This is a genomic window from Burkholderia territorii (assembly GCF_902833055.1).
Lineage (GTDB): Bacteria > Pseudomonadota > Gammaproteobacteria > Burkholderiales > Burkholderiaceae > Burkholderia > Burkholderia territorii.
In genome coordinates this window covers 138,083-156,657 of the sequence record NZ_CADFEJ010000015.1, presented here as the reverse complement: position 1 = coordinate 156,657, position 18,575 = coordinate 138,083, and the positions used below count along the sequence as shown (strand labels likewise).

18 protein-coding genes are annotated in these 18,575 nt (G+C 66.9%); 7 read left to right on the top strand and 11 right to left on the bottom strand.

Annotated elements, in window-relative coordinates; genetic code table 11:
* Positions 1 to 3: 3 nt before the first annotated feature.
* From HW466_RS23030 to flhD, 5 genes are all read right to left on the bottom strand, one after another.
* Entirely contained in the window at positions 4 to 381 is a 378-nt protein-coding gene (locus HW466_RS23030) for a response regulator (protein WP_060347760.1), read from the bottom strand.
* A gap of 107 nt (positions 382 to 488) precedes the next feature.
* Positions 489 to 1,508, bottom strand: a complete 1,020-nt coding sequence (motB, locus tag HW466_RS23025; RefSeq protein ID WP_059505493.1) for a flagellar motor protein MotB — start codon at positions 1,506 to 1,508, stop codon at positions 489 to 491.
* A gap of 13 nt (positions 1,509 to 1,521) precedes the next feature.
* Positions 1,522 to 2,382: a flagellar motor stator protein MotA gene (gene motA, locus HW466_RS23020; protein WP_059452624.1), complete on the bottom strand. Its 861-nt coding sequence runs from the start codon at positions 2,380 to 2,382 to the stop codon at positions 1,522 to 1,524.
* Positions 2,383 to 2,561: 179 nt separating this feature from the next.
* Positions 2,562 to 3,116 (bottom strand): flagellar transcriptional regulator FlhC, encoded by a 555-nt coding sequence (gene flhC / locus HW466_RS23015; RefSeq protein ID WP_059452623.1) that lies wholly within the window; start codon positions 3,114 to 3,116, stop codon positions 2,562 to 2,564.
* A 93-nt stretch (positions 3,117 to 3,209) separates the two neighbouring features.
* On the bottom strand, positions 3,210 to 3,530 hold the full coding sequence (gene flhD, locus HW466_RS23010; protein WP_034193026.1) for a flagellar transcriptional regulator FlhD: 321 nt from the start codon (positions 3,528 to 3,530) through the stop codon (positions 3,210 to 3,212).
* A gap of 39 nt (positions 3,531 to 3,569) precedes the next feature.
* Here flhD and HW466_RS23005 point away from each other — a divergent pair, with 39 nt between their 5' ends.
* Together HW466_RS23005 and HW466_RS23000 are read left to right on the top strand one after the other, a co-directional pair.
* On the top strand, positions 3,570 to 3,965 hold the full coding sequence (locus HW466_RS23005; RefSeq protein WP_147955871.1) for a hypothetical protein: 396 nt from the start codon (positions 3,570 to 3,572) through the stop codon (positions 3,963 to 3,965).
* 230 nt (positions 3,966 to 4,195) lie between these two features.
* On the top strand, positions 4,196 to 5,260 hold the full coding sequence (locus HW466_RS23000) for a glycosyltransferase family 4 protein (RefSeq protein WP_059505495.1): 1,065 nt from the start codon (positions 4,196 to 4,198) through the stop codon (positions 5,258 to 5,260).
* 108 nt (positions 5,261 to 5,368) lie between these two features.
* Here HW466_RS23000 and HW466_RS22995 read toward each other — a convergent pair whose 3' ends face one another.
* On the bottom strand, positions 5,369 to 5,665 hold the full coding sequence (locus tag HW466_RS22995) for an H-NS histone family protein (RefSeq protein ID WP_059452621.1): 297 nt from the start codon (positions 5,663 to 5,665) through the stop codon (positions 5,369 to 5,371).
* 297 nt (positions 5,666 to 5,962) lie between these two features.
* Here HW466_RS22995 and aqpZ point away from each other — a divergent pair, with 297 nt between their 5' ends.
* Positions 5,963 to 6,703: an aquaporin Z gene (gene aqpZ / locus HW466_RS22990; RefSeq protein ID WP_059452620.1), complete on the top strand. Its 741-nt coding sequence runs from the start codon at positions 5,963 to 5,965 to the stop codon at positions 6,701 to 6,703.
* A gap of 117 nt (positions 6,704 to 6,820) precedes the next feature.
* On the opposite strand, the gene HW466_RS22985 is transcribed toward aqpZ, so the two are convergent.
* Together HW466_RS22985 and HW466_RS22980 are read right to left on the bottom strand one after the other, a co-directional pair.
* Positions 6,821 to 7,654: a Cof-type HAD-IIB family hydrolase gene (locus HW466_RS22985; protein WP_059505497.1), complete on the bottom strand. Its 834-nt coding sequence runs from the start codon at positions 7,652 to 7,654 to the stop codon at positions 6,821 to 6,823.
* Between the two features lie 153 nt (positions 7,655 to 7,807).
* Positions 7,808 to 8,689 carry a glucosamine kinase nucleotide-binding domain-containing protein gene (locus tag HW466_RS22980; protein ID WP_060347761.1) on the bottom strand — a complete coding sequence of 294 codons (882 nt, stop codon included), beginning with the start codon at positions 8,687 to 8,689 and terminating at the stop codon, positions 7,808 to 7,810.
* 141 nt (positions 8,690 to 8,830) lie between these two features.
* Here HW466_RS22980 and HW466_RS22975 point away from each other — a divergent pair, with 141 nt between their 5' ends.
* The gene (locus tag HW466_RS22975) at positions 8,831 to 9,436 is read left to right on the top strand and encodes a DNA-3-methyladenine glycosylase I (RefSeq protein WP_059452617.1); all 606 of its coding nucleotides are present in this window, start codon (positions 8,831 to 8,833) and stop codon (positions 9,434 to 9,436) included.
* 342 nt (positions 9,437 to 9,778) lie between these two features.
* Here the strand turns inward: HW466_RS22975 and rpsU are convergent, their stop codons facing one another.
* On the bottom strand, positions 9,779 to 9,991 hold the full coding sequence (gene rpsU, locus HW466_RS22970; protein ID WP_006401410.1) for a 30S ribosomal protein S21: 213 nt from the start codon (positions 9,989 to 9,991) through the stop codon (positions 9,779 to 9,781).
* Positions 9,992 to 10,538: 547 nt separating this feature from the next.
* Here rpsU and HW466_RS22965 point away from each other — a divergent pair.
* The 3 genes from HW466_RS22965 to HW466_RS22955 all read left to right on the top strand — a co-directional run bounded on the left by HW466_RS22965 (position 10,539) and on the right by HW466_RS22955 (position 13,315).
* The gene (locus HW466_RS22965) at positions 10,539 to 11,357 is read left to right on the top strand and encodes a flagellin domain-containing protein (RefSeq protein ID WP_059452616.1); all 819 of its coding nucleotides are present in this window, start codon (positions 10,539 to 10,541) and stop codon (positions 11,355 to 11,357) included.
* A gap of 184 nt (positions 11,358 to 11,541) precedes the next feature.
* Positions 11,542 to 12,975, top strand: a complete 1,434-nt coding sequence (gene fliD / locus HW466_RS22960; protein WP_059505502.1) for a flagellar filament capping protein FliD — start codon at positions 11,542 to 11,544, stop codon at positions 12,973 to 12,975.
* Between the two features lie 40 nt (positions 12,976 to 13,015).
* The gene (locus HW466_RS22955) at positions 13,016 to 13,315 is read left to right on the top strand and encodes a flagellar protein FliT (protein ID WP_059505504.1); all 300 of its coding nucleotides are present in this window, start codon (positions 13,016 to 13,018) and stop codon (positions 13,313 to 13,315) included.
* Between the two features lie 166 nt (positions 13,316 to 13,481).
* On the opposite strand, the gene HW466_RS22950 is transcribed toward HW466_RS22955, so the two are convergent.
* Both HW466_RS22950 and HW466_RS22945 read right to left on the bottom strand, forming a co-directional pair.
* Positions 13,482 to 15,971, bottom strand: a complete 2,490-nt coding sequence (locus tag HW466_RS22950) for a tetratricopeptide repeat protein (protein WP_174905976.1) — start codon at positions 15,969 to 15,971, stop codon at positions 13,482 to 13,484.
* 56 nt (positions 15,972 to 16,027) lie between these two features.
* A complete protein-coding gene (locus HW466_RS22945; RefSeq protein ID WP_151003134.1) occupies positions 16,028 to 18,538 on the bottom strand; it encodes a tetratricopeptide repeat protein in 2,511 nt (836 codons plus the stop codon).
* Between the last annotated feature and the right edge of the window lie 37 nt (positions 18,539 to 18,575).

The window sequence follows — 18,575 nt, the reverse complement described above, 5'->3', positions numbered from 1 at the left end:
ATGTCAGGAGGCGGTCTGCTCGGACAGCGTCGCGACCAGGTCAACCAGCACGGCCGGGTCGATCGGCTTCTCGATCCAGCCCGTCGCGCCCGCGTCGCGCGCGGCGTCCTTGAAGGCATCGCTGCCTTCGGTCGTCAGCACGAGGATCGGCGTGTCTGCGTAGGCCGTCAGCTTGCGCAGCGCGGCGATCACCTCCAGCCCGCTCTTGCGCGGCATGTTCTGGTCGGTCAGCACCAGGTCGTACGGCACGGTGGCCGCCAGGTCGAAGCCGGCTTCGCCGTCCGGCGCCACCGTCACGTCGTAGCCGGCCTGCGCGAGCGTCGCGTGCAGCAGCGCGCGCATCGTCGCGGAGTCGTCGATGGCGAGAATGGTGCGGATCATGCCGGCCTCCGCAGGTCCGCTCCGGAATGGCTGACGGCCCCGTCGGGGGGCAGCGGACGAAGTGGGCGTGAGGGTTGTTTCATGCGTGTCCCGGAATCTTGGAAGCGTCAGGGTTTCGGCGCCACGGCGACGGCGCTCGCGAGCGCCGGTCGCGCGGCCGGCGCCGGGCCGCCGAGCTGCTGGGCCAGCAGCTTCGAGCCCGCCGCGTCGGCCGACAGCGTCGTGGTCGTCGCGTCGTCGCGCATCAGCGCATCTTCGGATTTGCGGTTCAGCACGATCACGCTGATCCGGCGGTTTTCCGGATCGAGCGGATCGGCCTTGTTCAGGTTCTGCGTCGACGCGAGGCCGAGCACGCGCAGCACCTTCGCCTCGTCCATGCCGCCCGCGATCAGCTCGCGGCGCGACGCGTTCGCGCGGTCGGCCGACAGCTCCCAGTTGCTGTAGCCGCCTTCGCCGCCCGCGTACGGCACCGCGTCGGTGTGGCCCTGGACGATGATCCGGTTCGGCACGTCGTTCAGCGTCTTGCCGATCTCGCGCAGGATGTCGCGCATGTACGGCTCGACGTGATCGCTCGACATCGCGAACATCGGCCGCTTCTGCGTATCGACGATCTCGATGCGCAGCCCCATCAGCGTCGAATCGATGCGGATCTGCTGCTTGAACTGGCGCAGCGTCGGGTTCGCCTCGATCGCCGCCATCAGCTTGATCTGCAGGTCGTGCAGGCGCGTCTGCTCGAGCCGGTCCTGCGCGCCCTGCGCCTGCGAGCGCGTCTTGTCGTCGCCGGCCTTCGCGACACGGTCGGCGAGGTTGGTCGTGCCGTCGGTGCGGCGCAGCGTGCCGGCATCGACGCTCGACAGGTCGCGGCCGCCGCCGTTGATGATGCTCGAGTCCTGCGAGCTGCGGTCGCCGCTGCCGAACAGCGCGGCCTTCAGCGGCGTGTTGAAGTACTCGGCGATGCCCTTCAGCTGCACCGGCGTGACCGAGCTCAGCAGCCACATCAGCAGGAAGAACGCCATCATCGCGGTCATGAAGTCCGCATACGCGAGCTTCCATGCGCCGCCGTGGTGGCCCTTCTTCTGCGGGGCCACCCGTTTGACGACGATCGCGCGATCCTTGTTCTTGCTCATCGAACGCTCCGCGTCACTTCGCCTTCACGCGGCGTACGTGCTCTTCGAGCTCGGTAAACGACGGCCGCTCGGTCGAGAACAGCACCTTGCGGCCGAACTCGACCGCGATCGCCGGCGCATAGCCGTTCAGGCTCGCGAGGATCGTCACCTTGATGCACTGGAACATCTTGGTCGACTCGGCCACGCGCTGCTCGGCGAGGCTCGCGAGCGGGCCGATCAGCCCGTACGACAGCAGGATCCCGAGGAACGTGCCGACCAGCGCCTGCGCGATCATCGCGCCGAGCACTGCGGGCGGCTTGTCGGCGGAGGCCATCGTGTGCACGACGCCCATCACGGCCGCGACGATCCCGAATGCCGGCATCGCGTCGCCGACGCGCATCAGCGCGTGCGCCGGGCCCTCGCCTTCCGCGTGGTGCGTCTCGATCTCCTCGTCCATCAGGCTCTCGATCTCGAACGCGTTCATGTTGCCGCCCACCATCAGGCGCAGGTAGTCGGTCAGGAATTCGACGATGTGGCGATCGGCGAGGATCTTCGGGTATTGCGTGAAGATCGGGCTCTTGTCCGGATCGTCGATGTCGGCCTCGAGGGTCAGCGTGCCTTCCTTGCGCGCCTTCGCGAGCAGCACGTAGAGGAGCGCCATCAGTTCCATGTAGACGTCCTTCGTGTACTTCGAGCCCTTGAAGAGCGTCGGCAGCACGCGCAGCGTCCCCTTGATGGTCTTCATGCCGTTGCCGAGGATGAACGCGCCGACGCCCGCGCCCGCGATCATCAGGATCTCGACCGGCTGGATCAATGCGCCCAGATGCCCGCCTGCCAGCGCATAACCGCCGAAGACGGACAACAGCGTCACGAGTGTTCCCACGATAATCAGCACTGCCTGTCCCTCACGAATGACCGGCGGGGAGACCGCCGTTAATCAGGTTTACGGCAGTCGGCAGGAAAACTTTCGCGGCCGCGCCACGGCGGCACGGCGGTGTTTACCAGCAAGCCCCGGCCGGTTCGCGCGGCGGGCGGCAACCGTGCGGCTACCGCTCGCGCCCCGCCGGGCGGCGCTCAGGCCGCGGCGGCGGACAGCTCGGCGCGCGCGGCGGCGGCCTTGCGGGTCTTGCCTGCGCGCGACGGCGGCTGGCAAAGGCCGCACACGAAACCTTGATGCGGATCATGCGCATGCGCGACGAAGTGGCCGCCGCAGCGCGTGCACGGAGTCATCTGCAGCATCCCCGAGTCGAAGAAGCGCACCAGCGTCCACGCGCGCGTGAGGCTCAGCGCAGCCTCGTCGCCGGACAGGTTCACGTGCTCCAGATACAGCCGGTACGCCTTCACGATCGACTGGATCGGCTCGCAACGGCCGTGGTCCTGCATGAACCGGTAGATGTTGTAGAACAGCGACGAGTGGATGTTCGGCTGCCACGTCATGAACCAGTCGGTCGAGAACGGCAGCATCCCCTTCGGCGGCGACGCACCCTTGAGCTCCTTGTAGAGCTTGATCAGGCGATCGCGCGACAGGCTCGTCTCCGCCTCCAGCAGCTGCAGGCGGGCGCCCAGTTCGATCAGTTCGATGGCGAGGGTGATTTCCTTCACCTCGATCACGACGCTTTTGCTTGCCATGGTGAATAACCGTCCGCTGACGTTGTTCGAATGAGTGGCCAATACGTCGCCTGCCGGCGCGGCGCGCCGGGACGAACGCAAGGCGGGAAGTGATCAGCGGACGCTTTCGACCGGCTGTCCGGCCATCAGGATGGCCGAATGCGCGTGCGTGACGACATCGCTGCGCCCCTTGTCGGCGAGCGACGACAGCAACGCGTGATCGTCGAAGCGGAAGCGGCACAGCATCTGGTTCGACGCGGCGAGCTTCACGGTCTGGGCGAGCGTGAGGTTCGCGAGCACGTCGGCCAGTTCCTCGGACACGCCCATGCGGAACATGCCCATCGCTTTGTCTTCCCGCAGCAGGCGCTGCGCGAGGAGGAGGTACGACAGGTTGACCTCTTTGATCTCACTGAGCATTTCGCTGGTGGCGCTCATGATTCCCCCGTTAAGAGCTTTGCTTTGGCCTTTCATGTTATGAAAACGTTTGCTCGATCAGGCCCCGTTGGGCGCACCGTCGGCACGTTTATAGTCTTACAGGGCGAATTTTGGCCAAACGGCATTTATGCCGGTATCAGCGAAGTGGCGTATGCCGCGCAGGATTTGTCTGTAAACCGTGTAGGAATTTTTCCGACAAAGCGAATTGAAAGGGAACAAACGGCGGGGCGAATGATGCGCGAATTCGTCGACGATGCACTTGCGCATGGGAAGAATCCGGCTGAGGGCGTCCCGGCAAGGCTGCCGGGAAATGAATCGGTAAAAATTATAGTGGTTTTTCACGATAGCGCAACAATTCTCGTTGCCATATCGCTTTGCGTTTCCGCACCCTTTTTATCGGGGTTTTCGCGTATTTCACGGTGTAACAAGCCTTAAGTGTTTGAAAAAACACTCGAACCCCCGAAGGCGATATCGATAATGGACTCCAATGGGCGGTGGCTGTAGCCGCGCCGGCCCGCCCCGCAGCTTGCCGCCCGCCTTCCGCGCACCGCGCGCCGGACCGGGCCACGTACCGCACAGCGCGTGCGTCGGCGAGTTCCGCAACCTTGCATCGGACCAGCGTGCGCACCAGAGCGCCCCGCGCTGGTCGACACCGGAGAACGCCCATGCGTATTGCCCAGATCGCGCCGCTTTACGAAGCTGTCCCGCCGAAACTCTATGGCGGCACCGAGCGTGTCGTGTCCTACCTCACCGAGGCGCTCGTCGAGCTCGGCCACGACGTGACGCTGTTCGCGAGCGGCGACTCGGTCACGTCCGCCCGTCTCGAGGCGGCATGGCCGCGCGCACTGCGGCTCGACCCGTCGATTCGCGATTCGATGGCGCCCCATATGCGCCTGATCGAGCAGGTCGCCCGTGTCGCGCACGAATTCGACGTGCTGCACTTCCATCTCGACTACCTGCCGTTCTCGCTGATGTCGCGCCTCGATACGCCGTACGTGACGACGCTGCACGGCCGCCTCGACCTGCCGGAGCTGCAGCCGGTATTCGACGCATTCCCGGACGCGCCGGTCGTGTCGATCTCGAACAACCAGCGCAAGCCGCTGCCGCAGGCCGCGTGGGCCGGCACCGTGTATCACGGGCTGCCCGACACGCTGCTCACGCCGCAACCGGACGTGAAGCCCGAATATCTCGCATTCCTCGGCCGGATCTGTCCCGAAAAGCGGGTCGACACCGCGATCCGGATCGCCGCGCAAAGCGGGCTGCCGCTGAAGATCGCCGCGAAGGTCGACAAGGCCGACGCCGACTACTTCAAGGAAGTGATCGAACCGCTGCTGGGCGAGGCGCACGTCGAATTCATCGGCGAGATCAACGAGGCGCAGAAGCCCGCGTTCCTGTCGGGCGCGAAGGCGCTGCTGTTCCCGATCGACTGGCCGGAGCCGTTCGGGCTGGTGATGATCGAGGCGATGGCCTGCGGCACGCCGGTCGTCGCGTTCAACCGCGGCTCGGTGCCGGAAGTGATCGAGGACGGCATGACCGGCTTCATCGTCGAGGACGTGCAGGGCGCCGTGGGTGCGCTGCACCGGATCGACAGCCTGTCGCGCGACGCGATCCGCGCACGTTTCGAGACGCGCTTCAGCGCGAAAGCGATGGCGCGGCGTTATGTCGAAACTTACGAATCGCTTTGCACGGCGGCAAAACGGCCGGTGTTGCGTCAGGTCGCAGGCGCGTGACGCTGAAATTCGTCAGGAAATATCGGGCAAAATTTGCGCCGAAATCGGCGTGAAAATCCCGAACACGCGAAAGAGCCGCATCGTCGATGCGGCTCTTTCTTTTTGCGGTCATTCGATCAGGAAACGGTCGCGGTTTTTCCCGACGATCCAATTCGGCGGCTTGCCGCGCCCGCTCCAGGTTGCGCCCGACTTCGGATCGCGGTATTTCGGGGGCAGCGGTGCCTTTTTCGGCGGACGGCCGCGCCGCGCTCGCTCCGCGAAGCCCAGGTCCTCGGCCGTCAGGCCATATTCGGCAATCATTCGCTGGACATCGGCGATCACCGCCGCCACTTCCTGGCGACGCACATCATCCGCCTGGGCCTGCAACTCGGCGATCTGCGCCTTGAGTTTCGCGTATTGAGACATTTTTCGACTCCCCTTTTCCATGATGCGGCTCCGGCGAGTCCGGCCGGAACACCAACATCCGTTACGTCATCGTACTGCCGCCCTGCGCTTCGAAATTAATGCCGTCATCTTTAACCGATTCGTCGATATCGAGAATGCGGACTTATTCTAATAAAAGCCATTCGCCGCTCATTCAAATTTAACAATCGTTGACCCTCTCGAAGCCGATTCATTTCCTATAATCCAGACCAATTCGGGCGTCGGAATAAATCATCCGGCCGTCCGTTTGTCTTCAACCCACTTGAACGAGGTCCTTACATGAATCTTTCTCAGCGTCTGGCTGCAGAGGTATTCGGCACGTTCTGGCTGGTGCTCGGCGGGTGCGGAAGCGCCGTGCTGGCCGCCGCCTTTCCGGGCCTCGGCATCGGCTTTGCCGGCGTCGCGCTTGCCTTCGGCCTGACCGTGCTGACGATGGCATTCGCGATCGGCCATATTTCGGGCTGCCATCTGAATCCGGCGGTGAGCGTCGGTCTGACGGTCGCCGGCCGCTTCCCGGCGCGCGATCTCGCGCCGTACATCGTTGCGCAGGTGGTCGGCGCCACGCTGGGTGCATTCGTGCTGTACCTGATCGCGACCGGCAAGCCCGGCTTCGACGTCGTCGGCAGCGGCTTCGCGACGAACGGCTTCGGCGAGCGCTCGCCCGGCCACTACTCGCTCGGCGCGGCGTTCATCTGCGAAGTCGTGATGACGGGCTTCTTCCTGTTCGTGATTCTCGGCGCCACCGACAAGCGCGCGCCGGCCGGCTTCGCGCCGATCGCGATCGGCCTGTGCCTCACGTTGATTCACCTGATCTCGATCCCGGTCACCAACACGTCGGTGAACCCGGCTCGCTCGACCGGCCCTGCGCTGTTCGTCGGCGGCGACGCGATCGGTCAGTTGTGGCTGTTCTGGGTCGCGCCGATCATCGGTGCGGCCATCGCAGGGATCGTCTACCCGCTGATCGCCGGGCGCGACGATGCTGTCTCCCTGCTGCCCGCATCCGCTCGCACCAGCGAATAAACACTACGGGGTCGCGCGAGCAGAGCAGCGAGCCTCACGCTGTCGAACAACATCGAGGCAGGTAATTTGGACGGGCGCCGCTGGCGCCCGTTTTTCATGGCCGCTCGTCTCGGCCGCTCAGGAAGCGGCGACGCCGTCGAGGGTGTCCTCGAGCGCGAACAGCGTGCGCAGGTGACGGGCGACGCCCGCGTCGAAGTTGTTGCCGATCCGCGGAATATGCGGCAGTTGCGCGATCAGGTCGGGGTTCGCGTTGTTCATCATGAACGCGTGGCCGGCCGTTTCGAGCAGATCGATGTCGTTCATGTTGTCGCCGAAGGCGATGCAGTGGCCGGCATCGACGCCGAGCCGCGCAAGCACCGCACGCAGCGCGCGGCCCTTCGACACGTTGGCGGTCATCACCTCCAGACAGTCCGGCAGCGAGTACGTGACGTACAGCGCGTCGCCGTACCGCACGCGCATCTGCTCGGCGACCACCGCCAGATCGGCCGGCTCGCCGATGTACAGCACCTTCGCGATATCGGCACCGTCGTGCGCGGTCATGTCGATCACGTCGTAGCGGAACCCCGAATCCTGGTGGAATTCGAGCAGGTGCGGCGCGTCGCGATCGATCAGCCAGCCGCGATCGGTGAACAGGTTGACGATCACCCGCCCGTGCGCGCCCGTCACCTCCGGCTGCACGAGGCCGCGCACGATCGCGGGATCGATGTCCTGCGCATGGATCGCCGTGTCGTCCGGCGCATGCACGCGCGCGCCGTTCGACGTGATCAGGTAAGGCCGGATGCCCAGCACGTCGCGGATACCGGCGACGTCCGCGTAGTGGCGCCCCGTCGCGATCACGAACTGCAGGCCGTCGCGGTCGAGCCGGCGGACGGTTTCGATCGTGTACGGGTCGAGCTGGTGGTCGCTGTTCAGCAGAGTGCCGTCGAGATCGGTGGCGATGACTTTGTACATGGACGGGGAATGACGCGCAGGACGCTGCGGAACCGCCATTTTAACGTCGTGCACCGGGAGCCGCCGGACGGTTAGCGACCGGCACGGGTTTCGGGCTGCGCGACCGGCACAGCCTGCCCGGCCTGCCCGCCGCACACCGGCCGTCCGGACCACTCACTCCGCTTGCGTCGCCCCCAACGCCCGCAGCGCGAGCCGCAACGCGCCGTGCGCGGAATCGTCGAGCGGCGCGCGCAGCCGGGCCGCGTGGCGCGCCGGCACGGCCGGCGCCAGCGCGTCGGCGAGCCCGCCGCACAGCGCGACCGGCAGCGCCTGTGCAGGATCGAGCGCGTCGATCATCTTGCCGATCTCGTCGCCGGCCTGCGCGATCAGCGCCGCCGCGCAAGGATGGTTGCGGTGCGCGAACACGATCGGCGCGAGGCGCGCGTAGATCGTCTGGTTCGCATCGCACGACCACTGGACGAGGGCATCGCGATCGTGCGCGCCCGTTTCCGCGAGCAGCGCGTCGGCAAACGCGTCGCGCGGCGCCCGGCCGTCCAGCGCCTGCTGAGCGTAGGCCAGCGCGCGCATGCCGAGCCACGCGCCGCTCGCCTCGTCGCCGGACGGAAAGCCGAAGCCGCCCGCGATGCGGCAATCGCCCGCCGCGTCGAGCGCCGCGGCGATACTGCCCGTGCCGAGCGCGACGATGAGGCCCGGTGCGCCGCCGTGCGCGCCGACGACGGTCGTATACGCGTCGCTCTCGATCGCGAGCGCGCCGAGCGGCGCCTGCGCACGGAACGCGGCGAGCCACGCGGCATTGTTGACGCCCGCGAGCCCGCAGCCGAGCGCGCATTGCGACCAGTCGAAAGCGAGCCCCGCCCGCGCGAAGGCGTCGGCACAGGCCGCGCCGATCGATGCCCACGCGCGCTCGATGCCGAGGCCGAGCCCCGACGGGCCGCCGCGCCCCTGCGCGAGCTCGCGCCCGTGCCGGTCGGCCAGTACCGCGCGGGTGCCGGTGCCGCCGCCGTCGATGCCGATCGCGAAAAGTAATGCCGTCATGCGTTGATCCTGCTGATTCGAACAGGCGCCAAGCTTAACCGGATCGGCGCCGCGCGCCCATCTGCCGTTCGGCCGGCTATGCCGCGAATGGCCGTTCCGCTATGCTGGCACGATCGAATCGACACTGGAACGAGGCGGACGATGTCGCAGCGGTGCAACTGGGTAAAGACGGAAGCGGATGCTCACTATCACGATACCGAGTGGGGCGTGCCGTCGCATGACGATCGTCACCTGTTCGAAATGCTGATTCTGGAAGGCGCGCAGGCGGGGCTGTCCTGGTCGACGATCCTGAACAAGCGCGCCGGCTATCGCGAGGCGTTCGCCGAGTTCGATGTCGACGCGGTCGCGCGCTTCACGCCGAAGCGCATCGAGAAACTGCTCGAAAATCCCGGCATCGTGCGCAATCGGGCGAAGGTGGAATCCGCGGTAACCAATGCGCGGGCCGTGCAGCGCATTCGGGACGACCACGGGTCGCTCGCGCAGTTCCTGTGGTCGTTCGTCGACCACACGCCGGTGCAGAACGCGTGGCAGTCGTATCGCGACGCGCCCGCATCGACGGCCCAGTCGGATGCGCTCAGCAAGGCGCTGAAGGAATACGGCTGCAAGTTCGTCGGCTCGACGATCTGCTACGCGCTGATGCAGGCAACCGGGATGGTCAACGACCACGAGACCGGCTGTCCGTGCCACGCCAGATGCGCGGCGCTCGGCGGCAAGCAGCAGCCGGCGGGGCGCCGCAAGGCAGGCTGACGGCGCGAAACCCGCTCCGCGCGCCGGGCGGGGGGCATTCGGCACGTCATCGGGTCATGCGTGGCCCGGCGCGCACGCGCTGCACTTTTCTCTTCATTCTTCACGCACGCGCCGCCGCCGTCACGCCGCTGCCGAACGTTGCGATGACGACTCCGGAGCGCACCCGGCCGCGGCGGCCCGAAGCCCGGCAATCCATCGAAACCGCCGCGTCGCGCTCAGCGGCCGCTGCGCCGGCGCTTGAATCCCGAGACCGATGCCCGTTTCCCGGCGCCGAAAAGCAAAACGGCGGAGCGGCTTCTTTCGAAGCACGCTCCGCCGTTTCGCGGCGAACCGTAGATGCTCTTAGTGGAGCTTCTTCGGCAGCATCTGGCTGCGCAGACGCTTGTGCAGGCGCTTGACGGCTGCTGCCTTCTTGCGCTTGCGGACTGCGGTCGGCTTTTCGTAGGACTGGCGTTCGCGCAGTTCAGCGATCAGGCCATTTTTTTCGATAGCACGGCGAAAGCGGCGAATCGCCACTTCGAACGGCTCGTTTTCTTTCAGAAGAATCGTCGTCATGTCGTTCCTAAATTGCTTAAACGGTCAAAAACGTAGCGGCCAAGCGCCACGCACCGGCCATCCGGGCGTCCCCACAACAGGCGAAACGAGCGGAAATACGGCCTCGGAGGCCGGAAAAGAGAGGCACAAAGCACCGCGAGTACGCTTCACAAGCCGCGTGCAGCGCCGCGTTTGACTGCCAGCAAGAGTGCCGGGACGGCACAGGCTTGACAGAAAATCTCAATTCAGCCCGCCATCATATCAGGAAATCACAGACAAAACCATCCTTTTGTCGCTTCCGGTTCGCCGCCCCGCGCGGCACGGCCACCCGCACCGTCGAACGAGCCGTCGCGCACGCCGGCCAAAATCGCTGCCAGCCACGCCGGGCGCGGACTTCGCGGCAGCGGCATGCTTCCGTCCCGATTTTCGTCACGCATCCCTCTAAAGTTTTCGCCGGGTGCCGCCGTCAACCAGGAAAGGCGGGCAGCGCCACTCGCGATAAAGCGCAACGCCGAAAACGAACCTGATCCCTGTCTGTACTCAGGCATTTTCCAAAACGAGGAAGCAAATGCTGAACATCAACACCAACATCCTTTCGCTGTCGACGCAGACGAACCTGTCGGGCTCGCAAAACGCGCTGTCGCAAGCGATCAACCGCCTGTCGTCGGGCAAGCGAGTGAACAGCGCGGCAGACGACGCAGCGGGCCTCGCAATCGCGACGACCCAGACGGCCGCGATCAACGCGCTGAACCAGGGCGTGTCGAACGCGAACAACGGCATCTCGATGGTCCAGACGACGGCCGGCGCGCTCCAGTCGATCGTCGACAACCTGCAGCGTATCCGCCAGCTGGCAGTTGAAGCAGGCGACGGCTCGCTCGACTCCAACGCACGTGCAAACCTGCAATCGGAAGTCTCGACCCGCCTGACGGAAATCTCGCGCGTCGCAACGCAAACGACGTTCAACGGCCAGTCGGTCCTGCAAGGCCTGAGCACGGTCAGCTTCCAGATCGGCGCGGTCAACGGCCAGACGATCGCCGCTGACTTCGGCACGCAAAGCTGGGACTCGGCCAACCTCGGCCTGTCCGCGCTGACGGTTTCGAGCGTCACCGATTCGCAAGCTGCGATGGGCTCGATCGATGCAGTGCTGACGAAGGTCAACACGTTCCAGGCAACGCTCGGCGCAACGCAGAACACGTTCCAGTCGGCGATCACGAACACGCAGACGCAGTCGACCAACATGTCGGCAGCCCGTTCGCAGATCACCGACGCGGACTTCGCGACGGAAACGGCGAACCTGAGCAAGGCGCAAGTGCTCCAGCAAGCAGGCATCTCGGTGCTGGCACAGGCGAACTCGCTGCCGCAGCAAGTCCTGAAGCTCCTGGGTTAATACCCCACGACCGGCGGCGCGCGTCTCGCGACGCGCCGTCCGCCGGCACGGGCGCCGCGACCTGGGTCCGGCGCCCGCGCCTTTTCATCGCGCACCCGGGAGGCTGGCCTCCCGTTGCGCGCTTGTTCGACACCGACGCGCGATTCGCCCGACACTGCCCGGCGACGCGGACCGGAGCCCCCGAATGACCTCGACGACTACCACCACCACGTCCTCCAGCGACCTGAACACCGCGCTCCAGCAGGCTGCGCAGTCCATCATCAGCGGCTCGACGAAGTCGTCGCTCGACGTCAATTCGCTCGTCTCGGCGCTCGTCACCGCGAAGACCGCCGCGCAATCGACCGCGCTCGCGAACAAGCAGACCTCCGACAACACCGAACTGTCCGCGATCGGGCAGATCAAGTCGCAGCTCGCGGCGCTGCAGACCGCGCTGCAGGGCCTCACCGACGGCACGGCGCTGTCGGCGCTGACCGCGACGGCGAGCGGCTCCGGCCTCACCGCCACCACCGCGAGCGGCGCGGCCGCCGGCACGTACGCGGTGAAGGTCAATGCCGTCGCGACCGCCAACTCGATTTCGTCGCCGGCGATCACGTCGGCCGATACCATCGGCAGCGGCACGCTGACCGTCGGCGTCGGCACCGGCTCGATGCAGGTGTCGGTCTCGTCGACCGATACGCTCGCGACGATCGCCGCGAACATCAACAAGGCCTCGAACAACCCGGGCGTGACCGCCACGGTGATCAATGCGTCCGACGGCCAGCACCTGGTGCTCTCGTCGAACAACACCGGCGCAGCGAACACGGTGTCGATCACCGCCGGCGCCGGCCTGAACAGCAAGCTCGACTCGACCCAGTCGACCTACAACACGGTGACGCCCGCCGCGGACGCGAACATCACGATCGCCGGCAGCACCGTGACGAGCGCGACCAACCAGATCTCCAACGCACTGACGGGCGTCACGCTGAACCTGACGGCAGCCGCGGTCAACACGACGCAAACGCTCACGATCGCGCAGGATACGACCGGCATCACGACGGCGATCAACAATTTCGCGAAGGCGTACTCGACCTTCGTCACGACGGCATCGAGCCTGTCGTCGTACACGACCTCGTCGTCGGGCTCGACGGCCGGCCCGCTGCTCGGCGACGCGATGCTGAACTCGATCACGAACGGCCTCGCGACCGCGCTCAGCGGCGGCGTCACGACGGGCGGCAAGACCTACAGCCTGTCGTCGATCGGCATCAACCTGAACACCGACGGCACGTTGACGGTCGACAGCACGAAGCTGCAGACCGCGCTCACGACCAACGGCTCGGCCGTCTCCGCGATCTTCAACTCGACGAACGGCGTCGGGGTCGCGCTGAACAACTTCGCGAATTCGTACTCGCAGACGGGCGGGCTGATCGACCAGCGCACGGCCTCGCTGAACAAGGACCTGTCGAACCTGCAGGATCAGGCGACGCAACTGAAGAACTACCAGACCGCGCTCACGGCCCAGTACAACGCGCAGTTCACCGCGCTCAACACGCTGATGACGCAGATGCAGAACAACCAGCAGTACCTGACGCAGCTGTTCGGCGGGTCGAACAGCGCCGGCACGCTCGCCACCAACAAGTGACGGACCGGCATCCGGCCGCCGCCCACGAGGACATCCCGCCATGGAACATACTTCGCTGACACGCGCGCTGGCGCTCACGCACGCGCTCGCGGACGCCGTCTCGCACGACGCATGGGAGCGCGCCGCCGAACTCGTCAACGAGCGCGCCGCGCTGCTGATGTCGCTCGACGCGGACCAGACGCCCGATGCACTCGCGATCATCCGCGAGATCCAGCGGCTCGATGCGCACATCACCGAACTGGCGATGGCCGGCCGCGAGCGATTGATGACGAATCACCGGGTGGCGATGCAGCGCATCGACGCGGCGTCGCGTTATCAGTCCACCGGCATGCTCGGCTGAGCCGCACTAGCGCCGAACCAACGAACGAGAACAACAACGACGCCCGCGAGGGCGCTCTCCTCGAAGAGCCGCAGCGATGCGGCTTCTTTTTTTGGTGCGTCCGAACCGCACCGCACCGCGATACCCGGCGGCGCGGCGCGTGGCCGGGAGCGGCTGGGCGCCGCCGTTACCGCGCCGGCGAGTCTTCCGGCGTGCCGGCGAGCCATGCGTCCCACATGCCGTGAAACGCATCCTCGAGGTGGCGGGCGAACCGCTTCGCGTCGCCGAGCGGCGAACGCTGCATCTGCTGGCGCAACCCGGCGCGCATTGCCGCGAGCTCGCCGCGATCGCGGGAGAACGCGACGGCCTTCGCGATGTAGTCCGCTTCGTCGCTTGCGATCCAGTCGCCGAGCCCGGCCGCATGCAGCAGGCTCTCGCAGATGTGCGTGACGAACCGCTCGCCTTTCATCCCGAGCACCGGCACGCCCATCCACAGAGACTCGGCCGTCGTCGTGCCGCCCGGATACGGGAACGGGCTGAGCATCACGTCCGCGCGGTTGTACGCAGCGAAGTACGCGTCGCGCGACGAGCCCTGCTCGAGGATCAGCCGGTCGGCGCCGATGCCGTGCGCCGCGAAACGCGCACGCGTTGCATCGCAGATGTCCTCGACCGCGAGTTCGTACGCCTTGAGCAGCAGCTTCGCGCCCGGCACGGCATGCAGCAGGCGCGACCAGACGCGCACCACTTCGTCGGTCACCTTCACCAGCTTGCCGAAGCAGCCGAACGTGATGTGCCCGTTGCGCAGCATCGGCAGCGGGCCGACCTGCACGTCGTGCGGCGGCGGCGTGAAACACAGGTAGCTGTCGGGCAGCCGCCACGGCCGCTCGACGAAGTGCGCTTCCTCGGCGGCCGGCAGCACGTGCGCATCGCCGAGGAAATAGTCCATCTCCGCGATACCGGTCGACGCGAAAAAGCCGAGCCAGCTCACCTGGATCGGCGCCGGCTTCCACGCAAAGGCCGGCAGCCGGTTGTGCGCCGTATGCCCGGCCAGATCGACGAGCACGTCGATGCGCTCGTCGTGGATGCGCCGGGCCGTCTGCTCCGTGCCGAGATCCGTGATGCGATGCCAGCCGTCGAAATGCGGCTTCAGCCGCGCGGTGTAGTCGTCCTCGGTGTCGAAGGTCGTGAACGCGACCAGTTCGACGCGCGACCGATCGAGATGCGCGACGACGCTTTCGAGAAAGATGCCGACCGGGTGCCGCCGGAAATCGCCCGACACGAATCCGACACGCAACCTGCGCCCGTTCAACGGCGCCGGCTGGTGCCGCCACGGCTTCGCGTGCATCGACATGCGCGCGCCGAACACGCGCGCATCCGCCAGATACGCGTCGGGATCGAAGTCGGTCTGGCCCGCGAGGCAGAACAGCAGCGACGTGTAGGTGCCCGGATTGTCGGGATCGCATTCCAGCGCGCGGCGATAGCACTTGATCGCCGCGTCGACGTCGCCGGTCTTGCGCAGCACGTCCGCGAGATGCGCATGCCGGCGCGCGGTGCCGGGTTCCAGCGCCACGGCGGCTTGCGCGCTTTCCAGCGCCTCATGGACGCGTCGCGCCTGGCACAGCGCGATCGACAGGTTCTGGTGAATGTCCGCCGAATCCGGATCGAATTCGAGCGCGCGCCGGTACTGCACGATCGCGTCGTCGACACGGTCTAGCCAGTAATACGCGTGGGCCAGGTTCACGTAGCCCTCCGCGCGGCGCGGATCGAGCTCGATGGCCCGCTTGCCGGCCTCGACGGATTCCTCGATCCGGTTCTGGCTCTTCAGCGCCCGGCTCAGATTCAGGTGCGCATCGACGTCGCCGCCGGACAGCTCGATTACCCGTTCGAAATGCACGATCGCTTCGTCGTTGCGGCCCGCTTCGCGCAGCGCGCTGCCCAGACAGTTGTGGACTTGCGGATCCAGCGGATCGAGTTCGACCGCGCGGCGCAGCGTCGCGATGGATTCGTCGAGGTCGCCGCGCGCGAGCAGCGCGGTGCCGAGATTGCCGTGCACGATCGCCCGGCCCGGATTCAGCGCGACGGCTGCGCGATAGCTGTCCACCGCCGCGTCGAACTTGCGCTGCGTCGTCAGCACGTTGCCGAGGTTGTTGTACGCGTCCGCGTAGCGCGGGTCGTGTTCGATCGCCTTGCCGTACGCGAGCACCGCCGCATCCGACTGGCCGAGATCCTTCAGCGCGTTGCCCAGGTTGTTGTACGCCTGCGCGTAGTCCGGCCGCAACGCGATCGCCTGCGCGCAGTGCTGCATCGACGCATCCGGCTGCCGCGCTTCGCGCAGCGCGTCGCCCAGGTTGTTGTGCGCTTCCGCGTAGTCCGGCTGCCGACGCACCGCTTCGCGGTACTGCGCGATCGCGTCGTCGAGCCGGCCGCGCTCGCGCAGCGCATTGCCCAGGTTGTTGTGATAGATCGCGCTCGGATACGCGTCGATCGAGCGGCGCATCAGCGCGATGCCTTCATCCGGCTGCCCTGCCTGACAGGTCAGCAGTCCGAGGAAATGCAGCGCGTCCGGATGCGCGGGCTCGCGCGCGAGCAGCTGCTCGTAGCCCGCCTTCGCGTCGCCCAGCCGGCCCGCCTGGTGATGCGCCAGTGCGGCGCCGAGAATGTCCGTGGTCTGTTGCATATCGTCGTTGCGTCGTTGCGTCGTTTCGTCGTTCGCGCGCCGCCCTGCCGGGCGGCTCAATTCCGTTCGTCGCCTGCGGCAACCCGCTCGTCGGCGCCGGCGTTGGCCCTGTCCATCCACATTCCGTAAAACGCGTCCTCGAGATGTTTCGCGAAGCGCGGCGCATCGCACAGCGGCGACGCGAGCAGCCGCGCCCGCAATGCGTGCCGCAGCGCGTCGAGCCGCTCGGGATCGGCCGCGGCGGCCACCGCCTTCGCGACGTAGTCGTCTTCGTCGCGCGCGATCCAGTCGGCCAGCCCGGCCGTCTGCAGCACGCTCTCGCAGATGTGCGTGACGAACCGCTCGCCCTTCATCCCGAGCACCGGCACGCCCATCCACAGCGACTCGGCCGTCGTCGTGCCGCCCGGATACGGAAACGGGCTCAGCATCATGTCGACGCGGCGATAGGCCGTCAGGTAATCGGTGCGCGGCGAGCGGCCTTCCATCACCAGCCGGCTCGCGTCGATTCCGTTGCGCGCGAACCGCTCGGCCGTCCGGCGCAGCGCACGCTCGCCGTCGAGCTCGCCCGCCTTCAGGAACAGCCGCGCGCCCGGTACCGCGGCAAGCACCCGCGACCACACGCGCACGACCGCATCGTTCATCTTCCCGAGCTTGCCGAAATAGCCGAACGTCATCGCACCGTTCTCGCGTTGCGGCAACGGGCCGACGTCGGGCGCCGCATGCGGCGGCGTGAAGCACAGATAGCTGTCGGGCAGCCGCCACGGCCGCTCGACGAAATGCGCTTCCTCGCCCGGCGGCAGCACGTGCCGGTCGCCCAGCACGTAGTCGATCGCGCGCAGCCCCGTCGACGCGAAGAAGCCGATCCACGTGACCTGCACCGGCGCGGGCTTCCACGCGAACACGCCAAGCCGGTTTTGCGCCGTGTGGCCCGACAGGTCGACGAGGACGTCGATGCCGTCCGCGCGGATCCGCTGCGCCGCCTGCCCGTCCGACAGCTCGAGCAGTGGATGCCACGCGTCGAAGTGCGGCTTCAGGCGCGCGGTCGTGTCGTCTTCCGCCGCCGACGTCGGATACGCGATCAATTCGAGCCGGTGTCGATCGAGATGCGCCAGCACGCCTTCGAGGAAAATGCCGACCGGATGCGTCACCAGGTCGCCCGACACCCAGCCGATGCGCAACCGTCGGTTCGACGCGCGCACGCTGGTGTCGATATCCGCGAGCGGCCGCGCATCGGCTTCGACGTATTCGCCGAAACGGCGCGCCGCCCGGCGCGTCTCTTGCTGGTCGATCGACGGATGCGTGGCGAGCGCGAAGATCAGCCGGTCGTGCAGGACCGGGTTCGTCACGTCGAGCTCGACCGCGCGGCGGTAATGCGCGAGCTCACCGTCCACATCGCCGAGCATGCCCAGCACGTCGCCGAGCGTCATGTGCGCGGGCGCGGCGCGGTCGTTCAATGCGAGCGCCGCGCGCGCGTGATGCAGCGCGTCGTCGGCGCGGTTCTGCTTCAACAGCACCATCGCGCAGCGATGATGCGCGTCGATGTCGTTCGCATCGAGCTCGGTCGCGGCGCGGTAGCACATGACGGATGCGTCGTACTTGCCCAGATCGTGATACATGTCGCCGAGCATGCGATAGGCGGGACCGTGATCGGGCGCCAGTTCGAGCGCGCGCGTCATGGACTCGGCCGCACGCGCCGTCTGCCGGCGGCGGTACAGCACCTCGGCAAGGCCCGCGTGCGCGTCGGCACGCAACGGCGACAGTTGCGCGGCGCGTTCGAACTGTGCGGTTGCCGCGTCGGCCTGCCCGGCGTCGCGCAACGCGGTACCGAGATCGACACGCGCCTGCGCGTCGGCAGGCGCCAGTTCGACGAGACGGTGCAAGGTCGCGATCGCCTCGTCGAGGTCGCCGCGCGCGAGCAGCGCGGCACCGAGATTGCGGTGCGCGATCGGGTTTTCGGGGGCGAGCGCGACGGCCACGCGATAGCTGTCCACCGCCGCGTCGAACTTGCGCTGCGTCGTCAGCACGTTGCCGAGGTTGTTGTACGCGTCCGCGTAACGCGGGTCGTGTTCGATCGCCTTGCCGTACGCGAGCACCGCCGCATCCGACTGGCCGAGATCCTTCAGCGCGTTGCCCAGGTTGTTGTACGCCTGCGCGTAGTCCGGCCGCAACGCGATCGCCTGCGCGCAGTGCTGCATCGACGCATCCGGCTGCCGCGCCTCGCGCAACGCGTCGCCCAGGTTGTTGTGCGCTTCCGCGTAGTCCGGCTGCCGCCGCACCGCTTCGCGGTACTGCGCGATCGCATCGTCGAGCCGGCCGCGCTCGCGCAGCGCATTGCCCAGGTTGTTGTGATAGATCGCGCTCGGATACGCGTCGATCGAGCGGCGCATCAGTGCGATTCCTTCTTCCGGCTGCCCTGCCTGACAAGTCAGCAGTCCGAGGAAATGCAGCGCGTCCGGATGCGCGGGCTCGCGCGCGAGCAGCTGCTCGTAGCCCGCCTTCGCGTCGCCCAGCCGGCCCGCCTGGTGATGCGCCAGTGCGGCGCCGAGAATGTCCGTGGTCTGTTGCATGTCGTCGTTGCGTCGTTCGCGCGCGGTTCGGTCGATC